General features: G+C 61.0%; 8 protein-coding genes and 2 pseudogenes. 1 reads left to right on the top strand and 9 read right to left on the bottom strand.

From position 1 onward, the window contains the following. The first annotated feature begins 379 nt into the window (after nucleotides 1-379). Nucleotides 380-2,317, top strand: coding sequence for a M23 family metallopeptidase (locus JCM21793_RS12165; protein ID WP_025030545.1), 1,938 nt, complete (start codon nucleotides 380-382; stop codon nucleotides 2,315-2,317). Between the two features lie 8 nt (nucleotides 2,318-2,325). Here the strand turns inward: JCM21793_RS12165 and JCM21793_RS12170 are convergent, their stop codons facing one another. From JCM21793_RS12170 to JCM21793_RS12210, 9 genes and pseudogenes are all read right to left on the bottom strand, one after another. Continuing rightward, on the bottom strand, nucleotides 2,326-3,885 hold the full coding sequence (locus JCM21793_RS12170) for an MFS transporter (RefSeq protein WP_051556179.1): 1,560 nt from the start codon (nucleotides 3,883-3,885) through the stop codon (nucleotides 2,326-2,328). A 91-nt stretch (nucleotides 3,886-3,976) separates the two neighbouring features. Continuing rightward, on the bottom strand, nucleotides 3,977-5,458 hold the full coding sequence (locus tag JCM21793_RS25605) for a L,D-transpeptidase (RefSeq protein ID WP_441908798.1): 1,482 nt from the start codon (nucleotides 5,456-5,458) through the stop codon (nucleotides 3,977-3,979). Between the two features lie 134 nt (nucleotides 5,459-5,592). After that, nucleotides 5,593-5,958, bottom strand: a complete 366-nt coding sequence (locus JCM21793_RS12180) for an MmcQ/YjbR family DNA-binding protein (RefSeq protein ID WP_007010830.1) — start codon at nucleotides 5,956-5,958, stop codon at nucleotides 5,593-5,595. Nucleotides 5,959-5,981: 23 nt separating this feature from the next. Then, nucleotides 5,982-8,603, bottom strand: a complete 2,622-nt coding sequence (gene clpB / locus JCM21793_RS12185; RefSeq protein WP_025030547.1) for an ATP-dependent chaperone ClpB — start codon at nucleotides 8,601-8,603, stop codon at nucleotides 5,982-5,984. A 214-nt stretch (nucleotides 8,604-8,817) separates the two neighbouring features. Then, nucleotides 8,818-9,515, bottom strand: a pseudogene (locus tag JCM21793_RS25610) (DUF4167 domain-containing protein). A gap of 318 nt (nucleotides 9,516-9,833) precedes the next feature. Beyond that, complete coding sequence (gene prmC / locus JCM21793_RS12195) at nucleotides 9,834-10,718, bottom strand: peptide chain release factor N(5)-glutamine methyltransferase (protein ID WP_025030548.1); 885 nt, start codon at nucleotides 10,716-10,718, stop codon at nucleotides 9,834-9,836. Then, nucleotides 10,711-11,789 (bottom strand): annotated as a pseudogene (gene prfA, locus JCM21793_RS25615) (peptide chain release factor 1). Before prfA ends, prmC begins: the two are co-directional and overlap by 8 nt. Before the next feature lie 21 nt (nucleotides 11,790-11,810). Continuing rightward, nucleotides 11,811-14,081, bottom strand: coding sequence for a phosphoenolpyruvate--protein phosphotransferase (gene ptsP / locus JCM21793_RS12205; protein WP_007010835.1), 2,271 nt, complete (start codon nucleotides 14,079-14,081; stop codon nucleotides 11,811-11,813). 74 nt (nucleotides 14,082-14,155) lie between these two features. Then, the gene (locus JCM21793_RS12210) at nucleotides 14,156-15,430 is read right to left on the bottom strand and encodes an aspartate kinase (RefSeq protein ID WP_007010836.1); all 1,275 of its coding nucleotides are present in this window, start codon (nucleotides 15,428-15,430) and stop codon (nucleotides 14,156-14,158) included. Nucleotides 15,431-15,814: the final 384 nt, after the last annotated feature.

Genomic DNA, 15,814 nt, shown 5'->3' on the forward strand with positions numbered 1-15,814 from the left:
ACAGCCGCATAGTGTCAACGGCGAAATCCAACTTTTTTGAATTTTTTGCGACACGATTTTCGAGCCGTGGATATGCGCGCTCCGAACGCGCTTTCGCACAGGTGTTGCCATTCATTACATCGTCACATTAGAGTCGAATTTAATGAATAGACGCGGGATGTGATTTCATTGAGCGGCAGCGTGCCGACAACGCATTTGGGCGCTCTTTATATTGACCAGGTATTCATGCGCGTGAGGGTTGGGGAGAAACCTCTGTCATCGTTGTTCTCCGATGCAGCGTTGAATCGCGTTATTTGCCTGTTCGCCGGAGCCCGGCGCATCTTCGCGCTCGGCTTCGCAGTTTGGGGGACAAGACCATGACACCAGGGCGCCATCGGCAATGAGCAACAACACGCATCTGGAACAGGCCATTGGCGAAGACGCCCCGCTGATCGCGGACGGACGCAGCGGTCCGCCCGACCGCCGCGAAATCTCGGCGCGCTGGCTCATCGGTACTTTTCTGACCGGCGTGACATCGACAGTGCTCATGGGCGTCGCACTCTCCGCAGCCCTGGACGGAAGGCAGCAGCTCGCCACACCACCCGAGATCGCCCTTCTCGGCGAGATCGCAGACCCCGCCGGCGAAGCCGCAAAGACCGCGCGCCTCGTCACGCCGCATACGATCAGCCGCGGCGAAGACAGGCGCATGATGGAAGTGTCGACGGTCATGCGTAGCGGCGACACCGATGTCATCCGAACGCTGCCCTTCGTCCACGCCAAGATGGCGCTGACAGCCAATCATCCAACGGAGAAAGACTACCCGCCATTCGACCCGCTTGCCGTGTTCGCCGAAAACGGAGCCACGAGCACCGCGCGAACCGGCCTTATCTACGGCGCCAAGGTCGAGAGCGAGGTCAGCCTCAAAAGTCATGATTTTCCGCTTCGCTCCTCCGATTTCAGTTCGGCCCGCAGCCTGAGCACGGAAGAGGTGGAGGTTGCCGTGCGCAACACGGGCGCAATCCTGACCGACGGTGACGTTCAGGTCGCAGCGTTGCACTATGTGGACCCGCAGCGCTTTGGTGACACATTCTCCACACAGGCACTCGCAGCCTTCAGCGCGCGCGTCATACCCGAGAACGTTTCCATAGCCGCGCGAACCGCGCGGGAAACCGCACCCGAATTCGCCGAGGACCTGATCCCCTTCCGCACCGAGCGTGCGATTGCGGAAGTCTTTGCCCAGTCGGGCTACAGGGGCGACGATGTGGACGGTATGGTCGAAGCGATCACCAAGCTGCTCAATGCGCCCGACCTCAAGGCCGGCACGCTGCTGCGCGTGGGCGTCGAAATGCGCGGCGAACAAAGCCGCGTCGTGCGCACGAGCGTCTATGAGGGCAGGAAGCATATCGTGACCATCGCCCTGGACGATCGCGATCAATACGTGCCGGCAGAGGAACCGGAGATGAATCCCGTTCTTCTTGCTGCGCTCGACCACCCGACCGCGCCGCGCCGGATGCCGCGCGCCGATCTGCCCCGGGTCTATGATGGCATCTACCGCGCCGCATACGCTTATGGCCTGACGCCGGAGATGACCAAGCGCCTGGTGAAGCTTCTGTCTGCCGACGTGGATTTCCAGTCGCGCCTTTCTCCCACAGACAGGCTCGAAGTGTTCTTCTCTGCACCCGACACGGAGAAAAATGCTACCGATCAGTCTGAACTGCTTTACGTCAAAGCCAGTTTTGGCGGCACGACACGCACCTTTTATCGCTTTCAGTTTGACGACGGGACCGTCGATTACTTTGACAGCGAGGGGCGCAGTTCGAAGCGCTTTATGCTGAGAAACCCTGTTCCAAATGGTCGTTTCACATCAGGATACGGCATGCGCCGGCACCCGGTGCTCGGTTACAGCAAGATGCACACCGGGGTCGACTGGGCCGCGCCACGCGGCACGCCCATCATTGCTGCCGGCGATGGTGTGGTGGAGAAGGCCGGCTGGGCCGGCGGCTATGGCCGGCAAACCATCATCCGCCACAACAACGGCTTCAAGACCTCCTACAACCACCAGAGCGGAATTGCCAAAGGCGTGACAGCTGGCGCCCGCATTCGCCAGGGCCAGGTGATTGGCTATGTCGGCGCAACCGGTCTGGTGACCGGCAACCATCTTCACTACGAGATGATCGTCAACGGCACCAAGGTTGACCCGATGCGCGTGCGCCTGCCTGACAATCGCGCACTCAAGGGCGAAGACCTGCTGGCCTTCGAACGCGAACGCAGCCGCATCGATGAACTGCTGAAAGAAAACGAGGATGCTCCGCTTTCGGTGGCATCGAGCGGAAGCTGACCGTCGCCTCAGTCCGCGGCAGCACCGCCTGACGGTCCGGCCTGCTTCGATTGCTGGGTGAGCCAGGCAACAAGCGCGGAAGCCACACAGAACCCACACATTATCCAGGCAATCCCCGAGAACGCGGCATCGCTTGCAGTGACACGGGCCGCCTCCAGCGCTTCGGGCAGCGCCGAGCTGGTCGGCTCCCCATACCCGGGCACAAGCGCCCTTTCCGACCCAACTGCGCTGGCATAGCGATGCGCGGCGAAAGCCCCCATCGCCGCAACGGCCATCAGGCCCGCAATACGCGAGATGGCATTGTTGATGCCTGAAGCGGCACCGGTGTCCTCATCGTTCACCGAGGTCATGACTGCCGTGGAGAGGGGTGAGACGACCAGCGCCATCCCCAGCCCCATCAACACCATCATCGGAAATGCGCCCGACCAGAACCGGTGAATGCCAGCACCGGAAATCGCCGCCAGCCCGCCAAAAGCCAGTGCCACGACAAGACTTCCCGCCGTTATCGGCAGGCGGGGTCCGACAGCATCTGACAAACGGCCGACGGGCCCCGACAGGCCGGCAATGGCGACAGACAGGGGAAGAAAAACAAAGGCCGTCGTTGCCTCTCCCAGCCCCCAGCCCGCAATCAGCAGCATGGGCAGGTAGAAGAGGATGCCCGACAGGGCGAAATATAGGACAAAGGTCGCAATGTTGGCACCTGAAAAGGGCACGATGGCAAACAGCGACAGATCGATCATCGGCGCCTTGCGCGACCGCTCCCAGGCAACGAAGCCGACCAGTAGGATTGCTCCAAGGATCAGGGGCAGGGTCGCAGCGGACCCACCGCCGCTCCCGGCGTTTTCAGCGGAGAGCGTGGTCAGGCCATAGGACATGGCGCCAAAGGCAAGCGTTGCAAGCACCGCGCCCGCGACATCCAGTTTTCGATCACCCGTCGGCTGATCCGCCGGCACACGCAGAAGCATTGCGACAGCAAGCACCCCGAGCGGCAGATTGATCGCAAAAATGACACGCCAGGCAGCATCACCGAAGACCGACAGGAGCAGACCGCCGAAAACCGGGCCGATCGCCGTGGTCAGGGCGGAAGATGCCGCCCATATTCCAATCGCCCTGCCCCGTTCCTCCTTGGGATAGGCCTTGGCGATGATCGCCAGACTGCCCGGCACCATGAACGCCGCACCCACCCCCTGCACCCCGCGCGAGAGGATCAGGGTGCTGGCCGATGGAGCGGCGGCGCACGCCATTGAAGCCAGGATGAAAAGAACGATGCCCGCGATGAAGGTCTTTCGCAGGCCGAATTTGTCGCCTGCTCCGCCACCGACGAGGATCAGAGCCGCCAGCGCCAGTGCGTAGGCGTTGGAAATCCACTGCGCATCGGCAAGAGAAGCGCCAAGGTCTGCGCGCATCGCCGGCATGGCGACCGATACGACAGATCCGTCAATGAAACCGAGCGCCGATGCCAGTATGGCGGCCAGCAGCACATAGTGCCGACGCGAGGCCGGGCAAAACGTTCGCTCCGACGCAGCGTCAAGGGCGAGCTCCGGCTCTATCTCGCATGGTCCCTGCATGGAGGGAGCGTAGCCGCCAAACGGCGCCTCATCAATCAATCAGGGCGGCGCACCGCCGCAATCTGCGCCAACCTCACCTACTCGGCGAAGGTTACGGTGACTCCCGCTTGACACGCTTCGCCAGTTCCTCGGCATCCCAGTTGGTCAGGCGGATACAGCCATGCGAAGCCGTCTTGCCGATCTTGGAAGGATCGGGCGTACCGTGAATGCCGTAGGTCGGCTTGGACAATGCAATCCAGACAGAACCGACCGGACCGTTGGGACCAGGCGGTATGGTCAGGACCTTGTCGTTGTTGCCCTGTTTGAAGTTGATTTTTGGATTGTAGGTGTATTCCGGATTGAGGGCGATCCGTGCCACGGTATGTGTTCCCGTTGGCGAGGGTGTGTCGGATGAACCGATCGTCGCGGGATACGCAGCGACAAGCTGGCCGTCTTCATTATAGGCACGCAGCTGTTTCGCGCTCTTGTCGGCCACGATGCGGGTGACAGCCGCCTTCATGGGTTTCCCGACATTAACCACCCTGATGATCGTCCCCGGTCGATTGAAATTCGCGTCCGGGTTGAGCGCGGTCAGATACTTTTCGTCCATATGGAAACGCTCTGCCAGCATCTCCACAACGGAGGTATAGGACAGCGCGTCGAGCTGGGCCTTGTGCGCATAATCCGCCGGAATCGATGCAACATAAGGCCCCGCGGCGTCCTCGGCAGTGATGGTGTACTCCTTGAAGGCCGGGCCGCCGGTGCGCTCCAGCTCCGCCTCGATCCATTCCTTGTCGTAGGTCCTGAGGGTTTGCCCCGTGATCTCGCGATAGGCCCGGATCGCCTTGTTCACATTGTCGCCGGTGTGGCCATCGATCACGCCGGGTGAGGCACCGACACGATCGAGCAGCACCTGGAACCGGGTCACATCCTCGCTGACACCGCGCGGCATGACCGCAGCGCTGTCCTTTGGCAGCGTCGGGGTGCCGGACGCATTGCCCGATCCGGAACTGAAGCCGGTGTCCTCGTCAGGGATAGCCGCCATACTGTCACGCGGGTCTGGCGCGTCGAGCGGCGCACGTTCGATCGGCGCGCGCCCGTAATTCGGAGCTTCGGGATAAACATTGCGATCGTCGTATCGAGGAGCCTCGTCATACGACCGATTCGCATAGGGATCCGAATAGCCATTGTCGGGCGCATTGCGCGCCCTGCCACGATCGCGCCGATAACGGTCGACCTCGCGCGGATCCGAAAAATCATAAACCTGGCCGTTGAATTCGCGCGGACGCGAGGGCCGGCGCTCATATTGCCTGCTGCCTGGTGCCGGCGAGCGGATTTCCACCACCTCGCCAGTAAAGGCATCGACGATGATTTCGCGGCCATACTGATCGATGTAGACATCGAAATCGTAATTCTGCGCGAGCTCTATGGGCGCTTCTGCGGGCTCGGCATTGAGCACCGTCTGGTTGCCTGCAACGTCACTGGCCGACTGGAATATCTGACCGTTGCGCCGTGTCTCAACCTCCGGCATCGCGGCCCAGGCAGCCGTCGGCCCCATGGCCAGACACAAAGCGGTCAGCAAATTCAGTTTCACGTTCATCGCCCCTCGTCTCATCCCACACGGATAGGCTGTTCGCCCGCCGGCGATTCGCCATTTGACGAATGATTTACCATAGGAGATGAACCGGACGTGAAGATGGCGGCGGTTGTGGCATTTTCGCGGCGGGCTCAGGCCGTATCGAGCCCCAGTTCCCGCCTGAGCTTTCGGGTCAGGCCCGAAGCCACGATCCGGTGGCTTTCAGCCAGATAATCCGCAAGCGCATCATCATCCATCGTTTCCCCTGTCTGCCGCTGGATCCACTTCATCCCGCGCGAAGCCAGATAAGGCGCAGGACGCAGTCCCGGCTGCTCCCGGAGCACGTCGAACGCCATATCCGAACACTTAAAGGAAACCGCAACGTTTCCTTGACTGGCCTGACTGCCGATGGCGAACACCTTGCCACCCACCTTCCAGACATGTGAGCCACCCCATTGAACAACATGGGTGGCGTGCGGAAGGGCACCGCAAACCGCGTTGTATCTATCGATCTGCATGTGCCCTCCCCGGCTTTGTCGCGTTACGCCGCCTGTTCGGCCCGCTCTTCAAGAGATGCTTTGCGCGGCCGAAAATTCAGCCGATCGGAACCCGCCGTAACCTTCACGGTGGAGCCATCGAATATCTCACCCTGGAGAATCTTCTCGGCCAGCGGATCCTGAAGCTCTTTCTGGATCACGCGTTTGAGAGGACGCGCACCATAAGCGGGGTCGTAGCCCTTGTTCGCCAGCCAGTCGATTGCCTCGCCATCGAGATCGAGGGTGATCTTGCGGTCTGCAAGCAGCCTTTCCAGACGCTGAAGCTGGATTTCGACGATCTGCCCCATATCCTGCCGGCGCAACCGGTGGAAGAGGATCACTTCATCGATCCGGTTCAGGAATTCAGGCCGGAACGAAGCCTTGACCACATCCATCACCTCACTACGCACCTTATCGACATCATCGCCTTCGCCGAGATTCACGAGGTACTCGGAACCGAGATTCGATGTCATGACAATCAGCGTGTTGCGGAAGTCGACCGTTCGGCCCTGACCATCCGTCAGGCGCCCGTCATCAAGCACCTGCAAGAGCACGTTGAAAACGTCGGGATGCGCCTTTTCGACCTCATCGAACAGGATGACCTGATAGGGTCGGCGGCGAACGGCCTCCGTCAGAACGCCGCCTTCCTCATAACCGACATAGCCGGGCGGCGCCCCAATCAACCGGGCCACCGAGTGCTTTTCCATGAACTCCGACATGTCGATGCGCACCATGGCCTGCTCGTCGTCGAACAGGAAACTGGCGAGCGCCTTGGTCAGTTCCGTCTTGCCGACACCCGTCGGGCCAAGGAACATGAAGGAGCCGATCGGCCGATTCGGGTCCTGCAGGCCGGCGCGGGCACGGCGTACAGCCTTGGAGACGGCCTGAACCGCTTCACCCTGACCGACGACGCGCCTGGCCAGTTCGTCCTCCATCCGCAGCAGCTTTTCACGCTCGCCCTCAAGCATCTTGTCGACCGGAATACCGGTCCAGCGCGAGACAATGTGAGCGACATGGTCGGGCTTCACGGTCTCCTCGACCATGCCCGTAGCACCTTCTTCTTCACCCTGGGCCTCTGCCTCGGCGAGCCTCTTTTCAAGTTCCGGAATCTGGCCATAGGCCAGCTCGCCGGCACGCTGGAACTCACCCTTGCGCTGGGCGATAGCCAGCTCGTTGCGGGCCTCGTCGAGCTGCTTCTTGAGGTCAGCGGCGAGGCCGAGCTTGTCCTTCTCAGCCGCCCACAGGCTGGTGAGCCGCGTCGATTCCTCCTCGAGGTCGGTCAATTCCTTCTCGAGCTTCGCCAGACGGTCCCTGGATGCTTCGTCCTTTTCCGCCTTAAGCGCTTCCCGCTCGATCTTGAGCTGCATGATGCGCCGGTCGATTTCATCAAGTTCTTCCGGCTTGGAATCCACCTGCATGCGCAGGCGGGATGCCGCCTCGTCCACCAGGTCGATGGCCTTGTCGGGCAGAAACCGGTCCGTGATATAGCGGTTGGAGAGTGTCGCGGCAGCGACCAGGGCCGAGTCCGAGACCCGCACCTTATGGTGCTGTTCGTACTTCTCCTTCAGTCCACGCAGGATCGAAACCGTATCTTCAACGGTCGGCTCGCTGACAAAAACCGGCTGGAAACGGCGTGCCAGTGCCGCATCTTTTTCCACGTGCTTGCGGTATTCATCGAGCGTCGTCGCACCGACGCAGTGAAGCTCGCCGCGCGCGAGGGCCGGCTTCAGAAGGTTGGAAGCGTCCATGGCACCATCGGCCTTGCCGGCCCCGACGAGCGTATGCATCTCATCGATGAACAGGATGATGTTGCCGCTGGCGGCCGTCACTTCGGACAGAACAGCCTTCAAACGTTCCTCGAACTCGCCGCGATATTTCGCACCGGCGATCAGCGCGCCCATATCGAGCGCCATCAACTGCTTGTCCTTCAGCGATTCGGGTACGTCACCATTGACAATGCGCAGCGCGAGACCCTCGGCAATGGCCGTCTTGCCGACGCCCGGCTCGCCGATCAGAACGGGATTGTTCTTGGTGCGGCGGGACAGCACCTGGATCGTGCGGCGAATCTCGTCGTCCCGGCCAATCACCGGGTCGAGCTTGCCAGCGCGGGCATCCGCGGTCAGATCGCGCGCATATTTCTTGAGAGCGTCATAGCCCTGCTCTGCGCTGGCCGAATCGGCCGTGCGGCCCTTGCGAATGTCATTGATGGCCTGGTTCAGCGCCGTCGGCGTGACGCCCGCCCTGGACAGGATGTCTGCGGTTTTGGCAGATTTTTCCACCGCAAGCGCCGTCAAAAGGCGCTCAACAGTGACGAAACTGTCACCGGCCTTCTTTGCCAGTTCCTCGGCAGTTGAAAACACCTTTGCAAGGGGCTGGGCCATGTAGAGCTGGCCATTGCCACCTTCCACCTGGGGCATGGCTTTCAGCGCCGCCTCGACGCCGAGGCGCACGTCTTCGGCGCGACCGCCGGCCCTTTCGATCAGGGAGGCAGCAAGCCCCTCTTCATCGTCAACAAGCACCTTGAGCAGATGCTCCGGCGTAAACTGCTGATGGTTGCTGCTGAGTGCGAAAGTCTGTGCGGCCTGGATGAAACCGCGCACCCGCTCCGAATATTTCTCAAAGTTCATAAGTGTCTCCATTTCCCTGCCGGCCTGCTTTGCAGCACCGGCAACGACCAATGCGACGGGCTCCCATAAACCGTGATCGGATCAGATTATCACGGTCTTCTGTGGCAAGCCCAACTGTTTGGGATATGGGAACATATCCCTATCGGCACAAGATGGAGATCAAACGAAAACGGCGGGGAAGCCCCGCCGTCGATGTGTCGTCATGTCAAAATGCTCAGCCCTGAGCGGCAATCTCTTCAGAGACCGCTGCCGAGGCCGCAGCTTCGCCGCTGTCGCCACTTTCAGCGTCCTCGGTCTTGCGGGCACGGGTGCGGCGCGGGCGTTTCGCCGGCTTCTCGCCTTCCTGACCTTCTTCGCCGTCCTCTGCCTTTGCAGCGGCGGGTTTGCGCCCGCGGCGAGCAGGTTTTGGCTTCTCGTCTTCAGCGCTGCCGTTCATACCGTCGGCGGAATGTCCATTGCCGGCATTCGCATTGCCTTCATCGCCATTCAGCGCCAGCTCTGCCGGCACACCCTTGATTTCGGGCTGCGGGCCGGAGCCATCTTCGACGCGTTTCTGGCGCTGGGGTTTCTGATTGCCACCGTTGGCCTCCGCAACGTCTTGGTCGTCACCGTCAACATCAGAATCCTCGCGGTTTTCGCGCGTCTGCTGCTGTTGCTGAAGCTGGGCCTGGGCTGCAGCGATAATGCGATTGTAGTGCTCCGCATGCTGCAGGTAATTCTCGGCCATCACGCGATCACCGGAACTCTGCGCATCGCGCGCCAGCGTAGCGTATTTATCTGCACCTGTTGTGCGGTTCCGCGGATTTTTACATCCGGGCCATTGCTCTCGTAGCTGCGTGCTAACGGATTTGGGCCCTTGCGGTTGTTGTTGCCGCGACCGCGCATGCGCCTGTTCTGCTGTTGTGGCCTCATTCGACTCTCTTGGTTTTCGAGACTGCTTGTTCGAGACAGATTTTTTGAAACGATACTCTTTCAGATAGCGGACGACGGCGGGAAGCCAGCAGTCTCACATCTCCCCTTGGCTGTACGCCGCTCCGCTTGACGCGGGCGCCAATGCCATAGCTGTTCCGCTTCATATCAGTTGCCGGATAATCCCCACAATGAAGCAGAGGCGTAAACGCCTTTAACGACAGCTGGTCCTCGGGAACCGAATCGATAACGGTGCTGTCTGCTTCGTCCCATCCGGTAGCCGGAACCTAGCGGCATTCTTTTGCAAAGCCAAGCTTTTTTTCAACCTCGTTCACGAGCTGTTTCCAGAGCAAAAATCAACACCCGGTCGTGCCCGGCGAGGTCTCGGCCAAGCTTTTTGAAACGGAAGCCCTGCTCGGTGAAAAGCCCGGTCACACTCTCCCTTTGGTCATGTCCGATCTCTACGGCCACGTTTCCACCGACCGCCAGATGGCCGGCGCACTCAGCGGCAAGCCGCCTGTAGGCATCCAGACCGTCTTCACCGGCAACCAGTGCACGACGCGGGTCATGCCCGCGGACCTCTATGGCGAGGTCACGCCAGTCGTCTTCTCGAATATAGGGCGGATTCGAGACGATGAAATCGAAACGTCCGTCAACTCTTTCAAACCAGTCGGACAGACGTGTCTCAAACCGCGCCCCGTAACCATTCATATCGGCATTGGCTCGCGCCGTTGCAAGCGCATCAGCGGAAATATCCGCGCCAACGGCGTGCGCCGCAGGCAAAACGCTGAGCAGGGCAAGGGCGATTGCACCGGTTCCGGTTCCCAGATCGAGAATGCGCCAGGGGCGGTCTTCGCCGCCAAGGCGGCGCGCTTCTTCCAGAACAAGGTCGACAAGCGTTTCTGTGTCCGGGCGCGGTTCCAGAGTTTCCCTGGAGAGCTTCAGATTCAGTCCGTAGAACTCCCTGTGACCGATGATGCGATGCACGGGTTTGCCGGCAATGCGCTGCTCGACCACCTGTTCTGCCAGAGCGCGCTCAGCATCGGTAATGGGCCTTTCAGGCCGTAATACGGCGTCAAGCCGCGTGGTTTGCGTGACATGTTCGACCAGAAGACGCGCGTCGAGGGCCGCTTCGCAGATACCTGCCTTTGCCAGCCGCTCCCGCGCCCACGCCAGAAGCGCCCCAAGCGTCTGCGCGTCAGCCATCCGCCCCGGTTTCCGCGAGCAGTTTTGCCTGATGATCGGAGATCAGGGCATCGATCACCTCGTCGAGATCGCCTTCGATCACCCGGTCAAGCTTGTAGAGAGTGAGGTTGATGCGATGGTCCGTAAGGCGCCCCTGCGGGAAATTATAGGTGCGAATGCGCTCCGAACGATCGCCCGTTCCCACCTGTAGACGCCGCGCTTCGGAACGCTCGTCAGCCGCCTTCATGCGCTGCATGTCAAAGAGGCGTGCCCGCAGGATCTGCATGGCGCGGGCCCGGTTCTGATGCTGAGACTTCTCCGCCTGCAGCACGACAATGCCAGTTGGGATATGGGTGATGCGCACCGCCGAATCGGTGGTGTTGACGTGCTGTCCGCCCGCACCCGAAGCGCGCATCGTATCAATGCGGATGTCGTCGGGCTTGATATCGACGTCGATATCTTCGCCTCCGGAAGCACTGCAACGGTGGCGGCGGACGTGTGAATGCGCCCCTGCGCTTCCGTCGCCGGAACACGCTGCACGCGATGAACGCCTGATTCGAATTTCAGACGCGAAAACACGCCGCGACCAGAAACGGTGGCGATGATTTCCTTGTAGCCACCGGCCTCGCCCTCGCTGACTGAGACCACCTCGACCCGCCAGCCCTTCTCCGCGGCGTAGCGTTCATACATGCGGAAGAGATCGCCAGCGAAAAGTGCGGCCTCGTCGCCGCCGGTGCCCGCACGGATTTCGAGAATGGCGTTCTTGTCGTCGGCTTCATCCTTCGGCAGGAGAAGGATCTGCATCTCTTCGCCGAGTGTCTCAATGCGTCCCTCGACGCCCTCAACATCAGCCTCTGCGAGCTCGCGCATTTCCTTGTCGGTCGCCGGATCGGCAAGCATCGATTTGAGATCATCGAGTTCAGCTTCGGCCTGGCGCAGCTCGCGAATCTTGCCGGCAACTTCCTGCAGCTCGGAATATTCGGAAGCCAGCTTCACATAAACATCCGGTTCCGGCCCAGCCGCCATCTGCGTTTCGATAAGCTCGAAACGTTTGAGAACCTGGTCCATGCGGTCGCGCGGCAAGTCGATCATCGACGGGAAAGCCTGTCAGTTCTAGAGAGCAATTGAGTGTTTGTTCGCGAAATCGCGAAGCAGCGCGCGAATATCGGTGGATGCGCTGTGGTTGGCAAGGGCTTCTTCCATCACGACCGAAAGGTCTGACAGGAGCAATTCGCAAAGCATTGCCTTGACCGGGCCAATGGCTGCCGGCGCCATGGAAATGGACCGAAAGCCAATGCCGAGCAGAGCCATCGCAGAGATCGGCCTTCCTGCCAGTTCACCGCACAACGTCACGGGCGTGCCGTACTGGTCGCCGGCACGCACAATCTGGCGAAGAATACGCAGGAAGGGCACACTCAGGGGATCGAAACGTTCCGCGATGCGCGTGTTGCCGCGGTCCGTCGCGGTCACGAACTGGAAAAGATCGTTGGAACCCACGGAGACGAAGTCCACCGCCTGCATCAATTCCTCAAGCTGCCAAAGCAGAGCCGGCACCTCGATCATGGCGCCGAGCTTGAGGCGCGTCGGCAGGAGATAGCCGAAACGCGAAAGATGCCGCACTTCCCGGTCGATGATGTCGCGCGCCTGGCGCACTTCGCTCACTTCGGTGACCATCGGCAGCATCATGCGCAGTTCACGACCGCCCGCCGCCTTCAAAAGCGCCCTGATCTGCGTTCGAAGCAGCCCTGGGCGGTCGAGCGTCAGGCGGATGGCACGCCATCCAAGCGCCGGGTTTTCCTCATGCTGCGCACCCTTGAAATAGGGCAGCACCTTGTCGCCACCGATATCGATGGTGCGGAAGGTGACCGGCTTTCCGTCGGCCGCTTCCAGCACTTCCCGATAGAGGCGCTCCTGCGCCTCGACGCGTGGAAAGGCCGCAGCCACCATGAACTGCAGTTCGGTGCGGAAAAGCCCGATGCCTGCCGCGCCCGATTGCGCCAGCTGCGGCAGATCGACGGCGAGCCCGGCATTCATCATCAGGTCGACGGGAACGCCGTCTCTTGTTTCCGTCGGACGGTCACGGAGTTCCTGGTAGAGTTTCTGACGCCGGGCGCGGAAACGCACCTTTTCGGCATAGGCTTCCTCGACATCGCCCTGCGGTCGCAGGTGCACCTGCCCGTCTTCGCCATCGACGATGATCGCGTCGCCATTCTCCGACATGGAGACGGCACCCTTGACCTGACCGACCGTCGGAAGGCCGATCGCGCGGGCAACAATGACGATGTGGCTGGTGGGCGCGCCCTCCTCCAGCACAAGACCGCGCAGTTTCTGGCGGGGGTAATCAAGCAGCTCGGCCGCGCCCATGGAACGGGCTACGATGATTGCGTCCTTCGGCAGAATTTCCGCCAGCGCATCGGGCCCCCGCCCCATGAGCTGGCGCAACAGGCGGTTGGCGAGGTCGTCGAAATCGCTCATCCGCTCGCGCAGATAGGGATCGGTCATGTGCATCATGCGCGCACGCATGTCGCTCTGCACCTTCTCAACGGCCGCTTCTGCGGTCAGACCGTTGTTGATCGCCTCCTTGAGGCGACGCACCCAGCCGCGATCATTGGCGAACATCCGGTAGGCTTCAAGAACCGCACGGTGCTCGCCCTCAAAGGCAACGTCACGCCGCGACAGCATATCGTCGATGGAGAGCCTGAGCGAATCGAGCGCTGTCTCGAGCCGGTCCAGTTCATCATCGCTGTCTTCGTTAAAAAGCGCAGTAACGACAATACGCGGCTCATGCAGCACCACATGGCCAAGCCCCACGCCCTCGTTGAAGGGCAGCCCCGTCATGCTGACGGGGCGGCTGAGATCGAGCTCGATGCCCGGCCGGGTAAGCCTTGCCAGATCGCCCGTGGCGATCATCTCCGCGATGACCATTGCCACCGTTTCCAGCGCCTCGATCTCGTCTTCGCGGTAATGCCGCATGGTGCGGTTCTGCACGACGAGGACGCCCAGCGTGCGCCCGGCCCGGAGGACTGGTACACCGAGGAAGGAATGATAAACCTCTTCCCCGGTTTCCGGCAGATAGGTGAATGCGGGGTGCTTCTGCGCGTCTGAAAGGTTGAGCGGGCGTGCGCTGGCCGCAATGGTGCCGACCAGGCCCTGGCCAAGACGAAGCTGGGCCAGATGAACGGCACCGGGGTTCAGACCCTCGGTGGCGTAGAGTTCCAGCATCGAATCGGCACGCAGCACATAAAGCGAGCAGACCTCGGCGACCATGTTCTGGGCGATTTCACGAACAATATGGTCGAGACGCTCCTGTGGATCGAGCGCCTCGGCCATCAATTCCCGCAATCGCCTTAACAGCACTCTCGGGCCGCCGGCAGAATCTCGCATCGAACCCCTCTCCCTTGGCCAATGCCAGCCGCGTACAGGAGCAGGGCAGAAGCCGGTTTTCGGGTTGTTGTTTTCTACTGCTTATCGAGACCGTAGACAGAATGCAAAGTGCGGACCGCCAATTCTGCATAAGGACCGTCGATCAGGATCGAAATCTTGATCTCCGATGTGGTGATCGCACGAATATTGATCCCCTTCTCCGCCAAGGCCTTGAAGGCGATCGCGGCAACGCCGGCATGGCTACGCATGCCGATGCCGATAACGGAGACCTTTACCAGGCCCGCCTCCGACTGAATCGCGTCGAAGCCGATTGTCTCGCGCACTTTCTCAAGCACCGAAACGGCCTTTTCAAGGTCGCCTGAAGGCACAGTGAAGGTCATGTCCGTGCGCGAACCATCTTCCGAGATGTTCTGCACGATCATGTCGACGTTGATGTTGGCCTCGGCGAGCGGACCGAAAATGCCGGCAGACACGCCGGGACGATCCGCGACGCGACGAAGCGATATCTGCGCCTCGTCCTTGGCGTAGGCGATGCCGGTGACGACTTGCTGTTCCACGATTTCATCCTCATCGCAAATGAGCGTACCGGGCGGGTTGTCGAAATCACCCATACCCGGCGCATCCGGATCCTCGAAAGACGATCTGACGAAGGTTCTGACCTTATGCACCATGGCCAGTTCCACCGACCGCACCTGCAGCACCTTGGCGCCAAGCGAGGCCATTTCGAGCATTTCCTCAAACGAAATTTTCGGCAGGCGGCGTGCCTTGGGCTCGATGCGCGGATCGGTCGTGTAGACGCCATCGACATCGGTGTAGATGTCACAGCGATCGGCCTTCACAGCGGCGGCGACCGCGACGGCGCTGGTGTCGGAGCCACCGCGCCCCAGCGTAGCGATGCGGTTGTCGGGACCGATGCCCTGAAAACCCGCAACCACCGCAACCTGGCCGGTGCCCATGCGGCGGACGATCTCGCTGCCGTCAATATCCTCGATACGCGCCGCGCCATGCGCGCTGTCGGTGCGGATCGGAATCTGCCAGCCCTGCCAGGAGCGCGCATCGACCCCCATGGACTGAAGGGCGATCGCCAGCAAACCGCTGGTAACCTGCTCGCCCGAGGCAACGATGGCGTCATATTCGCGGGCATCAAAGAAAGGAGATTCTGCACCGGTGGCTCTGGGCATGGCCTGCGCCCAGCCAACCAGTTCGTTGGTCTTGCCCGACATGGCCGAAACGACAACGGCCACTTCATGCCCTGCATCCGTTTCGCGTTTGACGTGACGTGCCACATTGTGGATGCGGTCAATATCGGCGACGGAGGTTCCGCCGAACTTCATCACGATGCGCGCCATGGGAACGGAGTGCCTTTGCTCGGGAATTCCAACCGCCCGAAAGAGGCGGACACAACACGACGCAGCTGCGGAGCCCCACCCTGCGCCGCGCACTCCATACCCAAAAGATCGGTTATCTGCAAGCAACGTAACAGAGCCCACCGGGCGCGAGGGAACCGTGCTAAAACCATTCATTCCAGATGCGCTTTTGGGTCAGCGAGCGCTGCCGGGACAATTCCCGCCTTGACAATCAGGCTCCGCACCCCGACTTCATGGGCCTGACTTAGATCGCCTTGCGTCCATCCGGACGCACAAAGGACGATTTAAGCTATGAATTGGGCATCGGCATAGCCCGAAAACCGGATTCCACCTTTCGGTCCGATGCTCTAGAGCAACACCCAGCGA

It is taken from the genome of Nitratireductor aquibiodomus NL21 = JCM 21793 (assembly GCF_000615975.1).
GTDB classification, from domain to species: domain Bacteria; phylum Pseudomonadota; class Alphaproteobacteria; order Rhizobiales; family Rhizobiaceae; genus Nitratireductor; species Nitratireductor aquibiodomus.

Excerpts from the sequence above, each read along its gene's own strand:
- JCM21793_RS12165 (WP_025030545.1), top strand. The coding sequence starts at position 380 with ATGAGCAACAACACGCATCTGGAACAGGCCATTGGCGAAGACGCCCCG.
- JCM21793_RS12210 (WP_007010836.1), bottom strand. The coding sequence starts at position 15,430 with ATGGCGCGCATCGTGATGAAGTTCGGCGGAACCTCCGTCGCCGATATT.
- JCM21793_RS12170 (WP_051556179.1), bottom strand. The coding sequence starts at position 3,885 with ATGCAGGGACCATGCGAGATAGAGCCGGAGCTCGCCCTTGACGCTGCG.
- prmC (WP_025030548.1), bottom strand. The coding sequence starts at position 10,718 with ATGGCTGACGCGCAGACGCTTGGGGCGCTTCTGGCGTGGGCGCGGGAG.
- clpB (WP_025030547.1), bottom strand. The coding sequence starts at position 8,603 with ATGAACTTTGAGAAATATTCGGAGCGGGTGCGCGGTTTCATCCAGGCC.
- ptsP (WP_007010835.1), bottom strand. The coding sequence starts at position 14,081 with ATGCGAGATTCTGCCGGCGGCCCGAGAGTGCTGTTAAGGCGATTGCGG.
- JCM21793_RS12180 (WP_007010830.1), bottom strand. The coding sequence starts at position 5,958 with ATGCAGATCGATAGATACAACGCGGTTTGCGGTGCCCTTCCGCACGCC.